Genomic DNA, 19,714 nt, shown 5'->3' with positions numbered 1-19,714 from the left:
AAGGATTGTAAATTTCCGATTGATTTTGTCATAAAATGGTGCATGCTAAACTGATTTGAATTACTCCTTTACTAAGCGAAGAGGGGAAGTATACATAAAAAGAGGGGGAGAAATAAGTATTTCAATCAAATTTAACCCCGAGCAATTATACGTACACACTAAAAAAATATTCGTATAATTGTTTGGGTTTTTTATTTATTTTAAGAAAGAAAGTTTGTGGTAATCACTCGCAGCCTGAATACACTTCGCTTTTCATGGGGCTACGCCTGAGCTTCCTAGTCACTGCGTTATGAATAAGGAAAAAGTAGGTTCATATAAAAAGTTGGAACAAGTACGGATTATACATTAAAAAAGGGGGAAATTAACAAACAAGAGTTCTCTGGGGAAGGAAGTGGAGCAGAGGAAAAAAGTAACAGAATTCCCCACATGCTGTATTTAAAATATAAATTTATTGAAGCTCCTATAGGAATCTGGAAGTGCTAGTTTAACTATGTACAAAAGCGGTGAATTTGTATAAATTTTTCCAAACGCTTAGAACCACCTTTATATAGAGAGGCGGGCATGATATCCTTGGGAAGATGAGCAGCTATTGATAATGCTGGCTTCCTGGCTCATTAATAACGCCCGCAGAGGCTCCATGTAAGTTTATTACGGTCCGTGAATAAAATAAATTTTTATACATTAGGTGATTTATTATCCGCTTAATAAAACCGTAATCACTCCAATAAAACATACACTACATAAACACCATGTATCTTGTTTCTGCCAATATATTCTTCGAAATGCCGATCGTTTTATTCCCGAACGGTATCCTTTAACATCCATCATATTAGCCATGTCCTCAGCCCTATTCAACGAACTTACAAATAAAGGAAGGAAAATAGGGACCAATGTTTTCATCTGCTGAAATAATGAGCCTTGGCCAAACTCCGTCCCTCTTGCCTTTTGAGCATCCATTACTTTTTGTGTTTCATCTAATAAGTTTGGAATGAATCGCAAGGAAATAGATAACATGATGCTAATATCATCTACAGGCATCTTAATAAAACGCAATGGAGATAGCAGTTTATTTATTCCATCTGTCAAATCGATTGGTTTTGTAGTTAATGTTAAGACAGTAGATAAAAATACAATAAGAACAAAACGACTAAAGATAAAGATTCCATTTATTAATCCATACTCTGAAATAGTAATTGGCCCCCATGATATATATACATTACTGCCAGAAGTAAATAGTACCTGCAGTATTACAGTAAATAGAATGAGCCATATCATTGGTTTGACTCCTCGTACATAGGTACGGAAAGGAACTTGTGATAAGTGCATAATGAAAAGGGTAATCATCCATAAAAATAAGTAGGCCATCCAATTATCTGCTATAAATAGCATAGCTATAAGTAAAAGGACAGAAATCATTTTTGCCCGAGCATCCAACTGATGAAGCCATGATTCTCCCGGAAAGTATCTTCCTAATATTAATTTATTCATACTAATCCCACCGAAACTAAAGCATCTGCTAATTCATCCAGCGTTAAGCAAACCCTTGGTAATTTTATTCCTGTTTCTTGTTCAATTTTCATTTGATAATACCGAGCCTGTGGCATTTCCAGCCCCCAACTTTCCAATAAAGCTGGATCTGAAAAAATCATTTTTGTTTTGTCCGATTTGATAATTTTTCCTTGATCCATTAAAATAACTTGGTCTGCGAATAAAGCCACATCCTCCATATCGTGTGTAACGAGAATAGTCGTTAAAGACGCTTGTTTATGCCAAGTAGCTAGAAGAGACATTATTTCCTTTTTCCCCTGCGGATCCAACCCGGCACCAGGTTCATCTAAAACAAGGACAGATGGCTCCATTGCTAATATTCCTGCAATCGCCACTCGCCTTTTTTGTCCTCCCGATAAAGAAAAGGGGGATTTTGATAAAACAGACTGCTCTAAGCCCACTAGCTCAATCACCTGTGCAGCTTTTTTTTTCGCTTCTTCTAACGATACGCCAAAGTTAAGCGGACCGAAGCAAATGTCCTTTTCCACTGTTTCCGCAAATAATTGGGACTCTGGAAATTGGAACACCATTCCCACTTGCTTTCGGATTTTACGAATATTCTCTTTTTGGATAGGTGATTCTATCATTGTCTCTCCTATACGAATGCTTCCTTTTGTTGGAAGAAGCAAGCCGTTCAATATCTTTAATAGACTTGATTTTCCTGCACCAGTCCTACCGATAAGCGCTGTAAAAGTACCTGATTCAATAGTAAGATTTAAGGAGTTTAATATATTGGGTTTACGGATTGGCCCAATTTGATAATTGGCGGATACATCTTTTAATTCGATTCGCATATCCATCGCACCATTTCTTCTTCTGTCATATATTTATCTGGAACCTTACTCCCTCTATTTTTCAAAGATTCTCTGAGTTTCTCTGCAAATGGTTTTTCTAAAGTAGAATCTGTATAAAACAACTGAGAGGGACTTTCAATTTTTGTTATTCTCCCTTGTTCCATGACCATTACTCTATCAGCCTGTGCAGCTTCTTCCATGTCATGCGTAATGGATAGGATTGTCATTCCCTTATTTGTTAATTTGCGTATAATTGCTATTAATTCCTTGCGACTTCTTGGATCTAACATAACAAAGGCCTCATCCAATATAAGTACCTTGGGCTCTAATGCCAGCATTCCTGCAATTGCGACCCTTTGTTTTTGTCCACCTGATAATTGAGAAGGATCCACCATGCGAAAACCGAGCATATCTACATCTGTTAGTGCTTGATCCACTCTTTCATGCATTTCTTCATAAGACATATTTATATTTTCCAGCCCGAAAGCCACATCATCTTCTACAGTTGTTCCAATGAATTGATTTTCTGGATTTTGAAAAACAATACCAATCCCCTGAGCACCTTGCCATTTCTTTTGAATAACTCCATTTATCTTAATTTTCCCTTCATCGGGTTGAAGCAAGCCGACGAGTAAATGTGCTAAGGTGGATTTTCCACTTCCATTATGACCAATTAGCGCTGTCCATTCTCCCTCTCTTAATAGAAAGGAGACATTTTCCACATGACTCTTATCATGCTTTTTATCATACCGAAAGCTTAATTCCTCCACTTCCAAAACGGTGCGCAAAATCAATACCCCCTCCATAGAAAAGCTTAAAATGCTAGCAATTATTTATTTAACTATAATAAAAGACATAGCTAAAGATAATACTAGACATCCATTCACAATAATTAAATTTTTCACTGCTAAACTAAATGTTTTAGATTTAACTTGGATTTGGTTAAAAATCCGAATATGCTTATAAACTGGTAAAATAGCAATTAAGCTAATTAACGCAATAACTGGTAGTAAGTGAAAAAACACAGAGATTAATATAGCCATAAAGGATCCCGCATAAAGGCCATTATACAGCCATAAGGAGTATTTCTTTCCTAAATAAAATGGTAAAGTGAAACGATGATTTTTTATATCGTCTTCTACATCACAAATATTGTTTGCCAGCATAAGATTCGCGATCGTAAACATACAAGGTAAAGATACAATGATAATTTCTATTATTTTTATTATGTTTACTTGTAGCAAAATCATGTCTTGTTCCCATACTAAGGACGCAATCCCATAATCAAACGCATTGACATAGACCGTAAGAAAAACGATCCCAAATCCCATTGTTACACCGGAAAAAACTTCTCCTAAAGGCATTCTTGATAAGGGAATTGGTCCAAAGGTATAGAGGATGCCAATGCAAAAGCAGATAAATCCAATCAAAAGCACCAATAATCCTGTTTCAGCAGTAAGCCAAATACCTAGCCCCGTTGCTGTAAAAAAAAGGGTGAATATGGTTGCGATAACGGTGCTTTCCTTTATCCCCTCTTGTCCTATTACGTTTTTTTCCTTCCTATATTCATCACTATTTGCCTTTCGATAATCCATATAATTATTAATCGCCGTTGTTGTTAAATCAAAGATTAACATAGAGGCAAAGAATATTAGTGTATTTTTCCAATGAAGTGCCTCATAACGATATAATACAAATAATATGCCAATAAAAAATGGAAAGATACTAGCTATTTTTGTTTGTATTTCAACTAACTTTAAAAATGAACGAATCGACATTCCAAATGACCTCCCTCTTCTTTTTATTCATTTGCTAATTTAAATTTCTCATTTGTTAAAGTAAATTTACCTTTTAGACCTGAAGTTAAATAAACCTCTTTATCCTTGGTTACAAAGATGGCCTCTATTCCCTCCATTTTTTCTACCGCCTTTAACCCTTCTTCTATCCCTTTTATAAATATGGTTGTTGAATATCCGTCTCCATCAAATGATTTATCAGAAACAATCGTAATACCCGCAACTTCATTATTGACAGAATAGCCATTTTTAGGGCTGAGAATATGATGGTATTTTACTCCATCCACCTCTAAATACCGCTCATATATCCCAGAAGTAACGATCGAAGTATTCGTTTCCTCCATTTTCCCCACCATTTCACCTCTATCGGAAAATGGATCTTGAACTCCTACTTCCCACGGCTTTCCAGTAGGATTTGTTCCTTTTACATAAATGTTTCCTCCTAAATCAACAATCGCAGATTCTACCTTATTATCATTTAATACTTTTATAACTTCGTCTGTAATAAACCCTTTGGCAATTCCCCCTAAATCCAGCATCATTCCTTGTTCCGGCAAAAATACCGTTTGCTTGTCTTCATTTAATTCTATCTTTGTATAGTTGATCAATGGTAGAACGGCATTAATTTCTGATTGTGTTGGCTTTTTCTCGTCCGGGAATCCAATATGCCATAAATTAGTTAATGGTCCAATCGTTATATCAAAGTCCCCTCCTGAGTACCCACTATATTCTTTACCAGCTTTCACTAAACGGTAAATATCTTCTGGGACCTGAACTGGATTCCGACCAGCATTTTCATTTATTTCATCAACAATCGACCCATCTTCATTTACTGTGATTTGGCTTGCCAATAACTCTATTCGATCAAATACTTTATCCAGTACAGCTTCCTTGTCTTTATCATAGATTTTAATCGTGACAACTGTCCCCATTAAAAATTCCGTTCTTTTATACGGATTACTATTTACCATTGCGTTCGATTCCTTTTGTTTTCCACATCCAATTAATAAAAGGAGGGCAAGAAAAAGAATCGCAGCGAATTTGAATTTATTCATTAAAATCATCCCTTCTATGAATATCACATTTCGATTGTTTTATCTTGTCTCTAAATATAAACAAGTCTTTAAATTATTGGTCATGTGAATTTATTCACATTTATAACACCGTCATTTTATCATTGCTTTCTGCCACTGTCTATCGACTTTTTGGTGGACAAAACCCTATAAAATAGCTGATTTACGGAATAATCATTGTCTTAATAGTGTTTATCAGCATCTCTTTAAAATATGGAGAATTTATGACAAAAATCCACTATTTACAAATGTTTCGAAAATGTGAACAATCAAAATTTTAAATTGTAGACATTCTATGAAGTCCATAGACAGATAAAAACCACATTGTTATATTAAAATTGTTCAAAACTTCACAAATATACAATTAACAATTAAGGGAGTGAATAGGAAGAAATGGACAAGAAAAATATTGTCATAATCGGAGCAGGCTATGCGGGAGTTCATGCCGCAAAAAAGCTTGCTAAAAAGTATAAAAAAGATGATTCGGTTTCCATTACACTTATAGATAGACATTCCTATCATACAATGATGACTGAATTACATGAGGTTGCTGCGCATAGAGTAGAACCAGATGCTATTCAATTTGATTTACGTCGTTTATTTAATCGTACAAAGGTTAAATTGGTTACAGACAACGTGAAACATGTTGATTATCAAAGTAAATTAGTTACAACTGAAAACGGCCAATTCTCCTTCGATTATCTCATCCTAGGGATGGGCGGCGAACCAAATGACTTTGGTACACCCGGAGTACAAGAAAATGGCTTTACCCTTTGGTCTTGGGAAGATGCTGTTAAATTAAGAGAACATATTGAAAAGATTGTTCGTAAAGCTGCTCGTGTTCATGATGAAGCTACAAGAAAGGCAATGCTTACCTTTACTGTATGTGGTTCAGGCTTCACAGGAATCGAAATGGTTGGAGAACTGATTGAATGGAAAGAAAGATTAGCCAAAGACAATAAGCTAGATGCAGAGGATATTACTTTATATGTGGTAGAAGCTGCTCCTACTATATTAAATATGCTAGAACGCAGAGATGCCGATAAAGCAGAAAGCTATATGGTAAAAAAAGGAGTAAAAATCTTAAAAAGCTCTCCAATCGTCGAAGTAAAAGAAGACGCTATCGTATTAAAATCAGGCGAAGAGCTTCCAACTTACACTCTTATATGGACAGCTGGGGTCCGCGCAAATTCAGATACAAAAGATTACGGCATGTCAGCTGGAAGAGCAGGCCGCTTAAAAGTAAATGCTCATATGGAATCTGAAGACTATAAAGATGTCTATGTAGTCGGCGACTTAGCCTATTTTGAAGAAGAGCCTGGAAAACCAACTCCACAAATTGTGGAAGCGGCCGAACAGACTGCTATGACTGCAGCAAAGAATATTATTGCAGAAATCAGCGGCGGTGAAAAAGAAAAATATGAAGGTAAATACCATGGGGTTATGGTTTCTATCGGAGCAAGATACGGTGTTGCAAATTTAAGCGGCATGCATTTAAGCGGCTGGTTTGCAAATTTCATGAAGCATATGGTTAATCTATATTATTTCTTTGGTATTAGAAGCGGCTATTATATGTACCAATATGTGATGCATGAATTTTTCCACACAAAAGATAAACGTAATATTTTCCGTGATTTCTTAACCCGCTATGGCAATGTTCTTTGGAGCTTACCTTTACGTGTATTTGTCGCAGGTTTCTGGATTGTAGAAGCATGTGCGAAGCTTTGGGGAGAATCCACATGGAAAGATTCTATTTCCAGCTGGTCAAAGGTTCCAAACTTATTTAATGGTCTTGGAGACGATTCATGGTTAACTGCAACAAGTGTCAAAATGCCTTTTGAATGGCTGCAAACTGCTACAAGTGGTGCAAGTGAAGCTGCTGCTTCTACTGACTTTGCAACCCCCATATTAAATAAAATGCCATTCTGGTTTGAGTGGATTATGAAAATTATGCTTCCAACTCCGGAAGTTGCACTATTTATGCAAAAAATGATGATTTTCATTGAGTTAGCAATCGGATTAGCCATTCTTGCTGGTTTATTCACATGGTTAGCAAATGCTGCAAGTGCTGCATTCCTAGTAATGTTTACACTTACTGCAATGCTTGGCTGGGATAAAGTTTGGGCCTTGCCAGCTTCTATTGCTTTAATGAATGGGTCTGGTCGTACATTTGGATTAGATTATTGGGTTGTTCCTTTCCTTCAAAGAAAATTGGGCGACTGGTGGTATGGTAAAGAACGAGCAATCTATAAAGACTATAAATAATAAAAAATTTGCTAGAAACATAGGGAATTAAAGTTCCCATGTTTCTAGCACCCTTTGAATCAGTAAAGGAGAAAAAAGAAGCTAGTGGTTTTATATTCTTTGATCTTTTCTTAACCCTTAAGCTTTTAAGACAGTAGATTGTCTTCCACTTTAGGATGCTTGCATCAATCTGTTTAACAATAAGATTAGTTATAGAATAAAGAATCTATCATACCGTATTCTTTTTTGCCCTGTACTGATTAATAGGAGTCAGTATTTATTTAACCTACAATCAACTTATTTATAGTAATAATTATATCGCAAGAATGGAAGTTGAGAAGATGACAAAAAATCAACGCCTTGTATATATAGCACTGCTTGCTTCTCAAGCGGTAATTATAAGCTTATTAGAACGGGCTATCCCATTTCCCTTTGCATTTGCTCCCGGAGCAAAGCTTGGATTAGCAAATATTATTACCTGCTTAGCCTTATATACACTTCCTACTAAAGATGCCTTTCAAGTGGTCGCAATCCGGCTCTGTCTAGCCACCTTATTAGGAGGAACACTTTCTACTTTTATGTATAGTGCCAGCGGAGCCCTCTTAAGCTTTATCGGCATGTGGGGTGTAAAGCAGCTTGGAACAAAACGAATTAGCTTAATTGGCGTTAGTACAACTGGAGCCATTCTTCATAATATTGGTCAATTAGCAGTTGCAAGTTTTGTTGCACAAACCTGGACAGTATTCTTATATTTACCTATTCTATCTTTTATCGGTATCCTATCAGGAATAGCAATAGGAATACTAGCCAACTATTTAATCACACATGTAGAAAAACTACAGTATTATAGAGATTTATCGGAAATAAACGAATCTAGATAGGAAAGAGGTTAAACTATGCGTGTACATCAAATGTGGGATACGTATCCAGAATTAAAAAATGACTTGTCAAAAGTACTTCAATTAATTGAAAGCAATATTCGTGTTCGTGACAAAGTAGTTGAAAAAACGATTAAGGATTTAATTTATTCCGGTGGCAAGCTACTCAGACCTGCCTATTCCCTCCTTTGTTCACAAATAGGTCCGTCTAAAGATAAAAATCGTGCAATAGCAGTGGCAGCAGCGTTGGAAACCTTGCATATGGCGACGCTGATTCATGACGATGTTATTGATGAATCGCCAACACGACATAACATTCCAACCATTCATACTCATAATGGAAATAAGTTTGCCATCTATGCGGGTGATTATTTATTCTGTGTTTGTTTTACCATTTTATCTAAGTACGCAACATCTCTTTCCCATTTAGAATTTAATGCCCGCAGCATGGAAAAAATCTTAAGCGGAGAATTAGATCAATTAAACGCTCGATACCAATCTACTGTTACGGTGAAAAAATATTTAGCAAGAGTCTCTGGAAAAACAGCCCAGCTTTTTGCCGTAAGCTGCTATTCTGGTGCGGTTGAAAGTGAAGCAAGCAGACCACTCGCCATGAATGCTTGGAATATGGGGCATTATATTGGCATGGCTTTTCAAATAATGGACGATATTCTCGATTATAAAGGAGATTCCCAAACATTAGGAAAGCCTGTGATGGCAGATATTAAACAAGGTCACTATAATTTACCACTTATCTATGCAATCCAAGCAAATCCGCATGAGCTGATTCCTATATTAGATAAAAAAGAATCCTTGACTGACGAAGATATGACGCAGCTTTCTAAACTTATTGCTAAATATAAAGGAGTCGAAAAAGCAGAGCTCCTTGCTAAAAAATATACAGAGAAAGCAATTAAACAACTAAGTAAATTACCTGATGGGGATTACAAAAACCATCTTTTTGAAATTACGCTTAGCTTACTAAATAGGAATGTGTAATGAGTATGGTAAAAATCCGATCCAACTCTGCATGCTGCTTGTCACTAGTTGGACTCGGACTTTTTAATAGCTGTCATTCTCTATTAAGCTGATCTTTAAATTCCCAAAAGCCCGGAATACTGTCTAGGTCATATTGATAGGTAGATTGTATAAGCATTAACTTCAGCTCTTGTGAAAGATCTGCCATATCATTTGGACTTGTTCTTTTTGTTAATTTATTTACCTTTGGTTCGAACAACTTTATTAGCTCATGGAGCATTTCCGGATCTGCCTTTGCCCTTTTTACCATCGTATACATATCGGTCATTTGTCCTTTTCCTTTCGCTCGTCTTCCTGGGTTTCCTTCCATTCCTTCAGTAGTTGATCCATTTTTTTATCTAATCTTAGGAGAACAAATAAAGATAAGGTTAGTGGAAAACCAAAATTGCTAATCATTGTCATCCATTGCGTCATATCTACTAATTCCATCTGCCTTCCTCCTTGTTATTGATAATTGAAAGAATACGTTTTAAAGCCGTTTTTCTTGTTTTTGAAACATATTGTTGAGACGTTCGAATTCTCCGGGCAATTTCTGTATCCGTAAATTTATAAAGATAGGCATAGGTAAGGATTTTTCGTTGGGAAGGAGTCAAGCTCAGAACGGCTGAATAGATTGTTTTATTTGAAATATATTCCTCCATCTCAGACCATCGTGCCTCCTTCTCGACTATTGCTTCTATTTCAGCCTCTTTATCATTTAGATTAATATCCTTTTCTCCTCCCTCTTCCTTCTCGGTCAGTATTAACGGAAATCGTTTTTGATACATGGATATGTTTTTATTAAAATTTATGGTACTGTACTCCATCGAAGAAGTGATATACGAAGTAAACCGAATGGTAAAGAAATGCTTTTTAAAAGATTCATCCACCTTTTCTTTATTTTCCTTTGTCGGACATTCTAGCGCTTTTTTTAACAGATGAACATTGACCTTTTTCTGCAAAAAACTCTTTACAATTGGATTGCTTAATAATGATTTATTTTCCTCTAAAAATGCGGTAAAAGCTTCTGATTGAGAAGAACGGCATTCTTTCATCCTTTCGACCTCCCAAAAGGAACATATGTTCTGTTTTTGTTGTAAAAAAAGGGACTAATCTTCATTAGCCTCTTTTGCCTATATGTTATCTTTACCTCCTTCTATATATATAAAGAAAGATTTCATGTAAAAATAACAACCACTTGTCCCATTTTCATTTAATCGATTACAAATAACTTTACATCAAAGATAACATTGTCTGGATTTTCTTCCAATACGACAATAGTCCAGTTTTTAGCTAATATCTTTGTAAATTGCTGAAAGGATTCCTTCGGCAATGTAATAGTTCCAATTGATTCACCGCGGTCCTCATAGTCTCTTCCCTCTACTAATTGATATTTCAATAGTATAAGCCTTTTTAACGTTCCCTTAGTCAAAAAGGTTATTTCATAATCATCTTGCATAATCGCTTTGACTCTAGCTTTATTGTCTTTATAATAGGAGAAAAGCGTCTGCCAATCTGGCAAGCCATTTCCACAGTTCTGAAAGAACGCAAAATCTTCTGTTTCGAGAGCTTTGCTAACCGCCTCTTCCTTAAATCCCTTTGCTTTCACTTGCTCCAGCATAATTGCATAATTAAGTGCCACTCTCATCATAAAACTTCTACTCCCTTCTCCACTTCATATTGATTTCATCCCAAGAAAAAGATAAATTGATAGAAAGACTTCATTAGACAGCTTTCTGTACCATTATCTGAATAGTTTAAGTATAATCTATTTTGAAAGGAGTTAGGAAAATGATTACACAAAATCCATTTGTTTCATATAGTGTTGCAATGGTAACCCCCTTTGACCAAAGGGAAAAGCTTTCGCAAACCGGCATCTATTCATTAATAGATTACTATAAACAGAATCATGTCCCAGCACTGCTTATTAGTGGATCAACAGGGGAACAGCATTCCATGACAATCGAAGAAAGACAGATTCTCTATCGGGAGGTAAAGTCCGCAGGGAAAGATGATTTCCTTCTCATTGGTGGAGTTGCTGCTGTAAGAACGACAGAGGCGATTCGACTAGCAGAAGCTGCTCAAAAAGAAGGGTTAGATGGAATAATGCTAGGGTTTCCTCCTTATTTACGAATAAGTCAGAAAGAAGCTGTAGCATATGTCGAACAAGTTTGCACAGTTACCGATTTACCCATCTTGCTTTACAATAATCCATCCCGTACTGGATTTAACCTGGAATTAAATACTCTCTATCGTATAGTAGAGAAACGTCCCCAAATAAAAGGGTTAAAGGAAGCTGGAAATCCCGACAATGCTCTTATCCTTCAAAAAGAGCTTGGTTCATCCTTCTCTGTCTTAACCGGTACAGATTTATACCTTTTAGACCATTTGCGTAACGGATATAATGGAATTACTAGTATAATAGGAAATATTTTCCCCCAAGAAATACAACAAATTGTTCAATTGATAAAATCACAAAAATGGGAATTGGCGGAAAAACAGTTCTCCAAATTGCTGCCAACGATACATACTATTCTAGAAATAGGTGCACTGCGGGCTATTAAATATCTATTATCTGAAAGCAACATAGAAGCAGGTATTTGTAGAGAGCCATTATCCACTTTGAATAAACAAGAACAGAAAACCCTAATGGAGGTTTGGCAAAAAGGAGAGGCATGATGAAAAAACAATTCCAACCTATTATACTCTTAATTACGATATTGATTTTAGCTTCTTGCAGCAATAAGCAAGGGCAATCAGCAGCATCTAAACAAGAACCTATTTCCTTAACCATCTCTGCTGCTGCCAGTATGCAAGATGCATTAGAGTCAATCAAAGAGAAATTCGAAAAGGAGCATCCAGATATTACCCTAACTTTTAATTTTGGTTCATCTGGAGCATTGCAGCAGCAAATTTCCCAGGGAGCTCCCGTCGATTTATTTCTCTCTGCAGCAGAGGATAAGATGGCGCTTTTAATAAAGGATGGCTTCATTAGGGATTCCGATCATATGAACTTAGTTAAGAATAATTTAGTATTAATCACCAATAAACAGGCTGACACTACTATCGATAACTTTGCAGATTTAGAAACATTGGATACAGAAAAAATCGCTATCGGTATACCCGAATCCGTTCCAGCAGGAAATTATGCAAAAGAAACACTGCAATCCCTGCATATATGGGAAAAGATCCAAGAAAATATCGTTCCTGCAAAGGATGTGCGCCAAGTTCTTTCTTATGTAGAAACAAATAATGTAGCAGCAGGCATTGTTTATGGAACCGATGCAAAGACTTCTGATACTGTTCAGGTAGCAGCAATTGCGGATGAAGCGAGTCATTCTCCCATTGTTTATCCTCTAGGTATCATCAAAGACAGTAAGCATTATCAGGCAGCCAAACTATTTTATGACTATTTGCAGACACCCATTAGCCTAGAGGTTTTTAAAGAAAATGGATTTATTGTTAACTAAAGAGGATTGGAGTAACTTTTGGTCTCCCATTTCTCTTTCCTTGCAAGTGTCACTCATTGCCACTGTCTGCGTCATTGTTTCGGGAATAATTCTAGCCGCTTTATTAGCGAGACGAAAATTTAAAGGCAAGGTATTGCTGGAAACCTGTTTGTTACTGCCAATCGTTCTTCCCCCAACAGTTACTGGCTTTTTATTGCTCGTTGTCTTTGGGCGCAATAGTATCATTGGAAAAGGAATCGAATGGCTTTTTCATCAACCAATTATTTTTACATGGTGGGCTGCAGTAATTGCTGCGTTTATGGTGTCTTTTCCTTTAATGTATCAATCGGCAAAGGCTGGGTTTATCCAGATTGACCGCTCGATTGAAGAGGCGGCACGTGTTGATGGGGCAAACGAGTGGAAAGTTTTAACATCTATTTCTATTCCACTAGCCTCCCACTCGCTTATGTCTGGAAGCATCCTTAGCTTTGCCAGAGGTTTAGGAGAATTTGGTGCAACTTTAATGTTTGCCGGTAATATCCCAGGGAAAACACAGACACTGCCTACTGCTATTTATGTCGCCATTGAAACTGGCAATATGAAAATGGCTTGGATTTGGGTAATAACCATCACCATTATTTCTTTTATTATGCTAGCTTTATGTCAGCCGAAACAACAATAGCCTTTCTTGTCTCTGCGTATTTCCTTACAAGTTAGTGTCAATACTGATTTGAGAAATAGACAAGCATATCATTTGGTATTTTTCCTTTCTCTGCTTTAATCTAAAATGGACAATAATCCACCTATGTGGAATTTTAAGGAGATGATTTTGCATGAAAATTACTTATCATGGTCAATCCACTATTGAAATTAGTACAGAAGGAAAGTCTTTAATTATTGACCCGTTTATTAGTGGCAACCCTTCTGCTGTTACAAAAGTGGAAGAAGTGAAAGTGGATGCTGTTTTACTGACACATGCACATATGGATCATATTCTCGATGCGGCACCAATCGCCAAAGCAAATAATGCTCCAGTTGTTGCTAACCCTGAATTAGCTGCTTATATGTCTTGGCAAGGTGTAGAAACAATTGGTATGAATATCGGCGGAACAGTCGATTTAGGCTTTGCTAAAGCAAAAATGACGCATGCATTCCACAGTTCCGGGATTATTGATGAAGAAAATAAAAATATCTTATATGGCGGAATGCCAGGTGGATATATTATTGAAGCAGAAGGGAAAACCATCCATCATGCCGGAGACACTGGACTTTTCAGTGATATGAAGATGATTGGAGACCGACACCATTTAGACGTTGTCTTTCTACCCATTGGAGACCATTTTACAATGGGACCCGAGGATGCGCTGCAAGCAGCCGAATGGTATCAAGCAAAATTAATTATTCCCATCCACTACAATACATTCCCTGTAATTGAGCAAGACGCTAAGGCGTTTGTAAATAAGCTTGAGGAACTTGGTTTGAAAGGGAAAGTATTAGAACTAGGGGAAACATTCGAATTGTAAGAAAAGCATTGGGCTAGAGTACACATCAAACTAGTAGTTTTGAAACGTTGCAGACAAACTTGGTTTGTCTGCAATGAATATGAAGTGGGGAAATGAGGTTGATATCGCATAAATACGTGGGATATTAGCCTCTTTTTCGTTTTTTATTTGCAGAAAGCTATTGCCTTTTCAATCAAGTTTTGCTTTTATCAGCCAAATTGGAGTAGATATCAGCCAAACTTTGATTTTTTCAGCCAAACTGGTGCACTTATCAGCCAAACTTTGGTTTTTTCAGCCAAATTGGAGCACTTATCAGCCAAACTTTGGTTTTTTCAGCCAAAGTGATGCATCTATCAGCCAAACTTTGGTTTTTTCAGCCAAAGTGATGCATCTATCAGCCAAACTTTGGTTTTTTCAGCCAAAGTGATGCATCTATCAGCCAAACTTTGGTTTTTTCAGCCAAACCGGAGCACTTATCAGCCAAACTGGAGCACTTATCAGCCAAACTTTGGTTTTTTCAGCCAAACTGGTGCACTTATCAGCCAAACTTTGATTTTTTCAGCCAAGCTGGTGCACTTATCAGCCAAACTTTGATTTTTTCAGCCAAACTGGAGCACTTATCAGCCAAACTTTGGTTTTTTCAGCCAAATTGGAGCACTTATCAGCCAAACTTTGGTTTTTTCAGCCAAAGTGATGCATCTATCAGCCAAAACCACATTTTATCAGCCAAACCTCTCTCAAACTAAAAAAGGCCGCCCGCAACGGACAGCCTTTCCTATTACATTACTTTGCTTTCTTCTTCCCATTGAGCAATTTCTTTTACTCTTGCTTCCACTTGCTCTTGTGTGAGTCCATGTTGTTTTACATAGAAGTTTCTTGGATGTGTGCGGCACTCATGGCTGCAGCTTCTCATATACTTCTCTTCATTTTCTTCACTGCAAAGCATTTTGCGGTTACACTCTGGGTTTGCACAGTTTACATATCTTTCACATGGCTCCCCAGTAAAGAAGTCACGTCCTACAATCACATGTTCTTTTTGATTGACTGGCACACTGATTCTTTGGTCGAATACGTAGCATTGACCATCCCAAAGCTCGCCTTGTACTTCTGGGTCTTTTCCGTAAGTCACAATTCCCCCATCTAATTGGCTTACATCTTCAAAACCCTCTTTCATTAGCCAGCCAGAGAATTTCTCACATCTTACTCCACCCGTACAGTAAGTAAGAATCTTTTTACCTTCTAGTATATCTTTATTTTCTTTTATCCATTGTGGCAGTTCTCTAAATGTTTCAATTTCTGGCTTAATCGCACCTCGGAAATGACCAAGATCATATTCATAATCATTACGAGCATCGATCACAATTGTATCAGGATCTTGCATTTTCTCATAAAATTCTGCTGGCTTTAAGTGCTTACCAGTTAATTTAAGTGGATCTACATCGTCCTCTAAGCTTAAGTTAACTAATTCTTTTTTATGACGAACATGCATTTTCTTAAAAGCATGTCCATCTGCTTCATCAATTTTGAAAATAGTATCGCTGAAACGCGGATCCTGTCTCATTGCTTCGATATACTTGTCTGTTTGCTCTACCGTACCAGAAACTGTTCCATTAATCCCCTCGTGGGAAATTAGAATTCGACCTAATAATCCTAGTTCTTTACAAAAAGCTAAATGCTCTTTGGTTAATTCCTCCGGATTTTCAATCGGTACATATTTATAATAAAGTAATACTCGATATTCACTCATTGTTCAACACCCTATTCCTTCTAAAAATTATCTATTAATAACTATACACCAATTGTGTCAATAGTAAAAATCCATTGCTTATTTGTAAAATCGCAAACAAACAGAAAGAGACTTCACTCATCGAAATCTCCCCCTGCTTAAAAATAAAGTTAAAATAATTATAAGGTAATACGAGCTAAAAAGAAAGATGCAGATTTTACCTAGTATTAAAATTCCATTCTTTAGTAGCCTTTACATACTATCATAAAAAATACTATTAACTAACTCGAAATTATAGCAAGGGATACTCCTTAAAGAAGTACCCCTTGTTTGACATTTTCTATTGATTATCCTTCTGTTATGGTCGTATGAAAGTGGAGCGCACAACCATATTTAGACTGCTGAAATATTTTCTCTACATGGCGTATGGCAAGCTCCGCTGATAAAGATGTAACAACTACTAGCTCCGCTTTAATCTTGTTAATAACCTTTATGCTAGTTGTGATGTAATCATCCTGGTAATTTTCAAAAACATCTCGGACATAATTTATTTGTCCACAGAAAAATTGAATAGTATATTGATTCATTTTTCTATCACTTTAAGCAGAAGCAGCCGAATCACTTTTTCTCCCCTCCATAACTTACGGCGTTTGCTTTATTTGCTGCCATAACGAATGGTATATACACCAGTGTAGAAACAGCCAAGCAAACAAAACCAAGCAATAGCGCAATATAATTTCCACCTGTTCCAAGGAAAGCAATCAGCGGTCCTGGTGTAGTCCATGGAACGGAATACGCAATTGGTGGAATCAATCCTGATACAATCGCAACATATCCAATAATAATATTTATGGCTGGAACAAGAATAAATGGCACAATTAAAATTGGATTTAATACAACTGGCAAACCAAAAATAATTGGCTCATTTATATTAAATATCCCTGGTGCAAGTGAAAGTTTTCCAATATCCCTGTAATCCTGCCTTTTTGCCACAATAAAGATAGCAATAAGCAATCCCAGCGTCATTCCGGAACCACCATAGTTTGCAAAAGCATCATTAATTGCCCAAGTTACGGGATATGGTGCTCCCCAAGCTGTACCGTGCTCTGCGACGAAGTTAAGGTTTTCTAAGCCCGCTTCTGCAAACATAGCTTCCCGTATAGCAGCAATGGTATTCGGACCATGGATTCCAAAAACCCATAATAGGTTGGAAACTATCGCTAAGATAACTAAGGAAACAATATTGGTGCCTAAACTCTTCAATGGAGTTTGAATCACTGCGTAAATAAATCCATGTAAGCCTTCTGGATAAACTGCATTTATTAAAGCGTTTGCAATAGCGAACACCACAGTAATAATTATAATAGGAAATAATACTTTAAAAGAACGAGAAACAGCCGGAGGTACAGAATCAGGCATGTTTATTTGTAATTTTTTGGATCTAGATAATCTGCTGAAAAGCTCACCAACTAGTAATCCCACAATTAAAGCAACAAATAGTCCCTGTGCTCCTACCCATTGAGTTGTTAAAAAGTTGGTTCCTTCTACATTGGTATATGGTGGATAAATAATAAAAAATACAGAAAGACCTGTCAGCCCACTTAATAATTCATCGGCTTTGAGTGAAATTGCCATATTTCTGGCAACGAGAAAGACGATGAACATAGATAATATATTAACAGAGCCATTTAATACAGGAGAAAAAACCGCTTGTAAATCAGCTAAATTTGGAAATAATTTATGCAAGAATAGGATTTTGGCAATGAATCCGTCTGGTGCTAAGACAGCAAAATTTAGTAATACAATTAATGAACCTGCAAGCGTAATAGGAAAAGATAGAATAAATGCATCGCGGATAGCAACGATATGCCTTTGCGAGTTTAATTTTGCTGCAACTGGCACTAACGTTTTCTCCGCAAACTTTTCAAAGGCCGCCATAAAACCCATTATAATTCCCCCTAAATAAATATGTTATTTTTACATTGGAAAACTATTTTTGCAGGCTTCTTTAGGTGCAAGTTGCTGATTGATTTATGCCATTAATTCTAATGCTCTTTCTAATACTGCTTTGCCATTCATCATTCCATATGCTCTCATATCAATTACTTCTACCGGAACTCTCCCCGCAATAATCTCCTCCACCTGTGGTTTTTGGTAACGCACCTGAGGACCTAATAAAACGACATCCACTTCATGTGCGACTTTTTGACATTCTGATACTGGCAATGCAAAGATTTCGAGCTCTATTCCTTTTTCTTTTGCTGCATCTTTCATTTTATTTACTAATAAACTAGTAGACATTCCCGCTGCACAAACTAAAAGTAATTTCTTCATTTTCTTCCCTCCAATAATTGATTTTTGTATAATATTCTCATTCGAATGGTCCTTTTTCATCATATGCTCCCCTTACTCAATCGGCGCAAAAGCTGACCCCACAAGGAATTTCTAATTTTCTCAGGCAATTACATACCCCCTTCCACTTAAAATGTATGCGTTTGCAAACTAATTAGAAGTAAAAATAACCACTTACTATCTTTTTTCTTCGGAAGGAATTTGTTACATTTTAGTCACAACCTGTTTTATAATAGAGGAAAGATTACCATGATTAAGGAAGTCATCCCCACTGATGATTAGTTGAACCATTTATATTTTTATGGACAGCGAATTTTTCATCTATTTGCGATTCACATATACTTTCAGTCCATTAATAGTTGGAAAAATGGTGAATGTAAGGAAAATTCTATTTAGAGTAGGAGGGAATAATTTGTTCACAAATGAAATGATCCAATCCTTTAATGATTTAGAAATGCTACTCTATAACTATGTTACAAAAAATATCGATAAAGTTATATATATGCGTATTAGAGAATTATCCGATGAAACGCATGTATCCACATCTAGTATTCTTAGATTCTGCCGAAAGTTAAACTGTGATGGTTTTTCCGAGTTTAAGGTTAAATTAAAATTATATTTAGATAGAAGTAAGCAAGAAAACTTAAAGTCAACGAAATACTATCTTTCTGAGTTCTTAGAACGCACAATGAAAGGTAATTTCGAAACATATATACAAGAAACTGCGGATATGGTTAGTCAATCTGATAAAGTAATTTTTGTAGGAACAGGAAGTTCAGGCATTTTAGCGGAGTATGGTGCTAGATATTTTTCAAGTTTAGGGAAGTTTTCCACTTTTATAAAAGACCCCTTTTACCCAATTAACAGCAAGGAGCTGAAAAAATGTACCGCTATCATCTTATCGGTTTCTGGTGAAACAGATTATACCATTCATCTTGCAAATCGATTAAAAATGGAAGGCTGCAATATTATTAGCATTACTAATAGTAAAGACTGTCACCTTGCAAAAATATCTGATATAAATATTGCGTATTATGTTACAGAAGTATATACAGGACGATCAAATATCACTTCTCAATTACCGGTCATGTACATCTTAGAGGAAAGCGCTCATAAGGTTAAAAAGAACAGCAAGCTTAATGAGGAGCGGGAAGCTTAGAAAAGAGTAACAGGGAAAAATAATTTGAGTTTGTCGACAAAAAGATATTGGAGAAGTAGAATTGCATTTTCATGCGTTGCTTGGAGTGGAGGGGGTGAGACTCCTGTGGTTAGCGAGACAGCCTAAGACCCTGCAGGCTGTAAGCAGACCGCGGCTCAGCGCGAGCGCCACGGAAA

The 19,714-nt window shown here is 36.5% G+C and carries 22 protein-coding genes; 9 read left to right on the top strand and 13 right to left on the bottom strand.

The annotated features are described in order from the left end of the window. Positions 1 to 693: 693 nt before the first annotated feature. From NSS71_RS23425 to NSS71_RS23405, 5 genes are read right to left on the bottom strand one after another with little or no spacing between them, the layout of a single operon-like run. Positions 694 to 1,488 carry an energy-coupling factor transporter transmembrane component T family protein gene (locus NSS71_RS23425; RefSeq protein ID WP_095257965.1) on the bottom strand — a complete coding sequence of 265 codons (795 nt, stop codon included), beginning with the start codon at positions 1,486 to 1,488 and terminating at the stop codon, positions 694 to 696. Continuing rightward, positions 1,485 to 2,342, bottom strand: a complete 858-nt coding sequence (locus NSS71_RS23420; protein ID WP_061801204.1) for an energy-coupling factor transporter ATPase — start codon at positions 2,340 to 2,342, stop codon at positions 1,485 to 1,487. The genes NSS71_RS23425 and NSS71_RS23420 overlap by 4 nt, the downstream gene beginning before the upstream one ends. Beyond that, positions 2,327 to 3,130: an energy-coupling factor transporter ATPase gene (locus tag NSS71_RS23415; protein WP_172885213.1), complete on the bottom strand. Its 804-nt coding sequence runs from the start codon at positions 3,128 to 3,130 to the stop codon at positions 2,327 to 2,329. Before NSS71_RS23415 ends, NSS71_RS23420 begins: the two co-directional genes overlap by 16 nt. A gap of 45 nt (positions 3,131 to 3,175) precedes the next feature. Next, positions 3,176 to 4,120 (bottom strand): 1,4-dihydroxy-2-naphthoate polyprenyltransferase, encoded by a 945-nt coding sequence (gene menA / locus NSS71_RS23410; protein WP_061801202.1) that lies wholly within the window; start codon positions 4,118 to 4,120, stop codon positions 3,176 to 3,178. A 23-nt stretch (positions 4,121 to 4,143) separates the two neighbouring features. Further along, positions 4,144 to 5,193, bottom strand: coding sequence for an FAD:protein FMN transferase (locus NSS71_RS23405; protein ID WP_061801201.1), 1,050 nt, complete (start codon positions 5,191 to 5,193; stop codon positions 4,144 to 4,146). A gap of 411 nt (positions 5,194 to 5,604) precedes the next feature. Between NSS71_RS23405 and NSS71_RS23400 the strand changes: the two genes are divergently transcribed. From NSS71_RS23400 to NSS71_RS23390, 3 genes are all read left to right on the top strand, one after another. Further along, the gene (locus tag NSS71_RS23400) at positions 5,605 to 7,476 is read left to right on the top strand and encodes an FAD-dependent oxidoreductase (protein WP_047944274.1); all 1,872 of its coding nucleotides are present in this window, start codon (positions 5,605 to 5,607) and stop codon (positions 7,474 to 7,476) included. Positions 7,477 to 7,796: 320 nt separating this feature from the next. Continuing rightward, positions 7,797 to 8,336, top strand: a complete 540-nt coding sequence (locus NSS71_RS23395; RefSeq protein ID WP_047944275.1) for a Gx transporter family protein — start codon at positions 7,797 to 7,799, stop codon at positions 8,334 to 8,336. Positions 8,337 to 8,351: 15 nt separating this feature from the next. After that, the gene (locus NSS71_RS23390; protein WP_061801200.1) at positions 8,352 to 9,332 is read left to right on the top strand and encodes a polyprenyl synthetase family protein; all 981 of its coding nucleotides are present in this window, start codon (positions 8,352 to 8,354) and stop codon (positions 9,330 to 9,332) included. Between the two features lie 73 nt (positions 9,333 to 9,405). Here NSS71_RS23390 and NSS71_RS23385 read toward each other — a convergent pair whose 3' ends face one another. From NSS71_RS23385 to NSS71_RS23370, 4 genes are all read right to left on the bottom strand, one after another. Next, a complete protein-coding gene (locus NSS71_RS23385; protein ID WP_047944277.1) occupies positions 9,406 to 9,639 on the bottom strand; it encodes a hypothetical protein in 234 nt (77 codons plus the stop codon). Then, a complete protein-coding gene (locus tag NSS71_RS23380; protein WP_095257964.1) occupies positions 9,636 to 9,800 on the bottom strand; it encodes a YvrJ family protein in 165 nt (54 codons plus the stop codon). The genes NSS71_RS23385 and NSS71_RS23380 overlap by 4 nt, the downstream gene beginning before the upstream one ends. Then, on the bottom strand, positions 9,791 to 10,405 hold the full coding sequence (locus NSS71_RS23375) for a sigma factor-like helix-turn-helix DNA-binding protein (RefSeq protein ID WP_061801199.1): 615 nt from the start codon (positions 10,403 to 10,405) through the stop codon (positions 9,791 to 9,793). Before NSS71_RS23375 ends, NSS71_RS23380 begins: the two co-directional genes overlap by 10 nt. A 158-nt stretch (positions 10,406 to 10,563) precedes the next feature. Then, a complete protein-coding gene (locus NSS71_RS23370) occupies positions 10,564 to 11,001 on the bottom strand; it encodes a hypothetical protein (RefSeq protein ID WP_061801198.1) in 438 nt (145 codons plus the stop codon). Between the two features lie 140 nt (positions 11,002 to 11,141). On the opposite strand from NSS71_RS23370, the gene NSS71_RS23365 reads away from it, so the two are divergent. The 5 genes from NSS71_RS23365 (at position 11,142) to NSS71_RS23345 (ending at position 14,728) form a co-directional block, all read left to right on the top strand. Beyond that, a complete protein-coding gene (locus NSS71_RS23365) occupies positions 11,142 to 12,029 on the top strand; it encodes a dihydrodipicolinate synthase family protein (protein ID WP_061801197.1) in 888 nt (295 codons plus the stop codon). After that, positions 12,029 to 12,820, top strand: a complete 792-nt coding sequence (gene modA / locus NSS71_RS23360; RefSeq protein WP_061801196.1) for a molybdate ABC transporter substrate-binding protein — start codon at positions 12,029 to 12,031, stop codon at positions 12,818 to 12,820. Before NSS71_RS23365 ends, modA begins: the two co-directional genes overlap by 1 nt. Next, positions 12,801 to 13,481 (top strand): molybdate ABC transporter permease subunit, encoded by a 681-nt coding sequence (gene modB / locus NSS71_RS23355; RefSeq protein WP_061801195.1) that lies wholly within the window; start codon positions 12,801 to 12,803, stop codon positions 13,479 to 13,481. The genes modA and modB overlap by 20 nt, the downstream gene beginning before the upstream one ends. Before the next feature lie 151 nt (positions 13,482 to 13,632). After that, on the top strand, positions 13,633 to 14,322 hold the full coding sequence (locus NSS71_RS23350; RefSeq protein WP_047944283.1) for a metal-dependent hydrolase: 690 nt from the start codon (positions 13,633 to 13,635) through the stop codon (positions 14,320 to 14,322). Positions 14,323 to 14,482: 160 nt separating this feature from the next. Continuing rightward, positions 14,483 to 14,728, top strand: coding sequence for a hypothetical protein (locus NSS71_RS23345; RefSeq protein WP_328283230.1), 246 nt, complete (start codon positions 14,483 to 14,485; stop codon positions 14,726 to 14,728). A 351-nt stretch (positions 14,729 to 15,079) separates the two neighbouring features. Here NSS71_RS23345 and trhO read toward each other — a convergent pair whose 3' ends face one another. The 4 genes from trhO to NSS71_RS23325 form a co-directional block, all read right to left on the bottom strand. Beyond that, positions 15,080 to 16,048: an oxygen-dependent tRNA uridine(34) hydroxylase TrhO gene (trhO, locus tag NSS71_RS23340; protein ID WP_047944692.1), complete on the bottom strand. Its 969-nt coding sequence runs from the start codon at positions 16,046 to 16,048 to the stop codon at positions 15,080 to 15,082. A gap of 326 nt (positions 16,049 to 16,374) precedes the next feature. After that, a complete protein-coding gene (locus NSS71_RS23335; RefSeq protein WP_047944691.1) occupies positions 16,375 to 16,614 on the bottom strand; it encodes a hypothetical protein in 240 nt (79 codons plus the stop codon). Between the two features lie 31 nt (positions 16,615 to 16,645). Continuing rightward, on the bottom strand, positions 16,646 to 17,974 hold the full coding sequence (locus tag NSS71_RS23330; protein WP_047944690.1) for a PTS sugar transporter subunit IIC: 1,329 nt from the start codon (positions 17,972 to 17,974) through the stop codon (positions 16,646 to 16,648). 84 nt (positions 17,975 to 18,058) lie between these two features. Then, complete coding sequence (locus NSS71_RS23325; protein WP_047944695.1) at positions 18,059 to 18,361, bottom strand: PTS sugar transporter subunit IIB; 303 nt, start codon at positions 18,359 to 18,361, stop codon at positions 18,059 to 18,061. A gap of 430 nt (positions 18,362 to 18,791) precedes the next feature. Here NSS71_RS23325 and NSS71_RS23320 point away from each other — a divergent pair, with 430 nt between their 5' ends. Next, the gene (locus NSS71_RS23320; RefSeq protein ID WP_047944689.1) at positions 18,792 to 19,538 is read left to right on the top strand and encodes a MurR/RpiR family transcriptional regulator; all 747 of its coding nucleotides are present in this window, start codon (positions 18,792 to 18,794) and stop codon (positions 19,536 to 19,538) included. Positions 19,539 to 19,714: the final 176 nt, after the last annotated feature.

The organism is Niallia sp. FSL W8-0951, from assembly GCF_038006525.1.
GTDB classification, from domain to species: domain Bacteria; phylum Bacillota; class Bacilli; order Bacillales; family Cytobacillaceae; genus Niallia; species Niallia circulans.
This window is presented reverse-complemented; position numbering and strand designations above follow the sequence as displayed.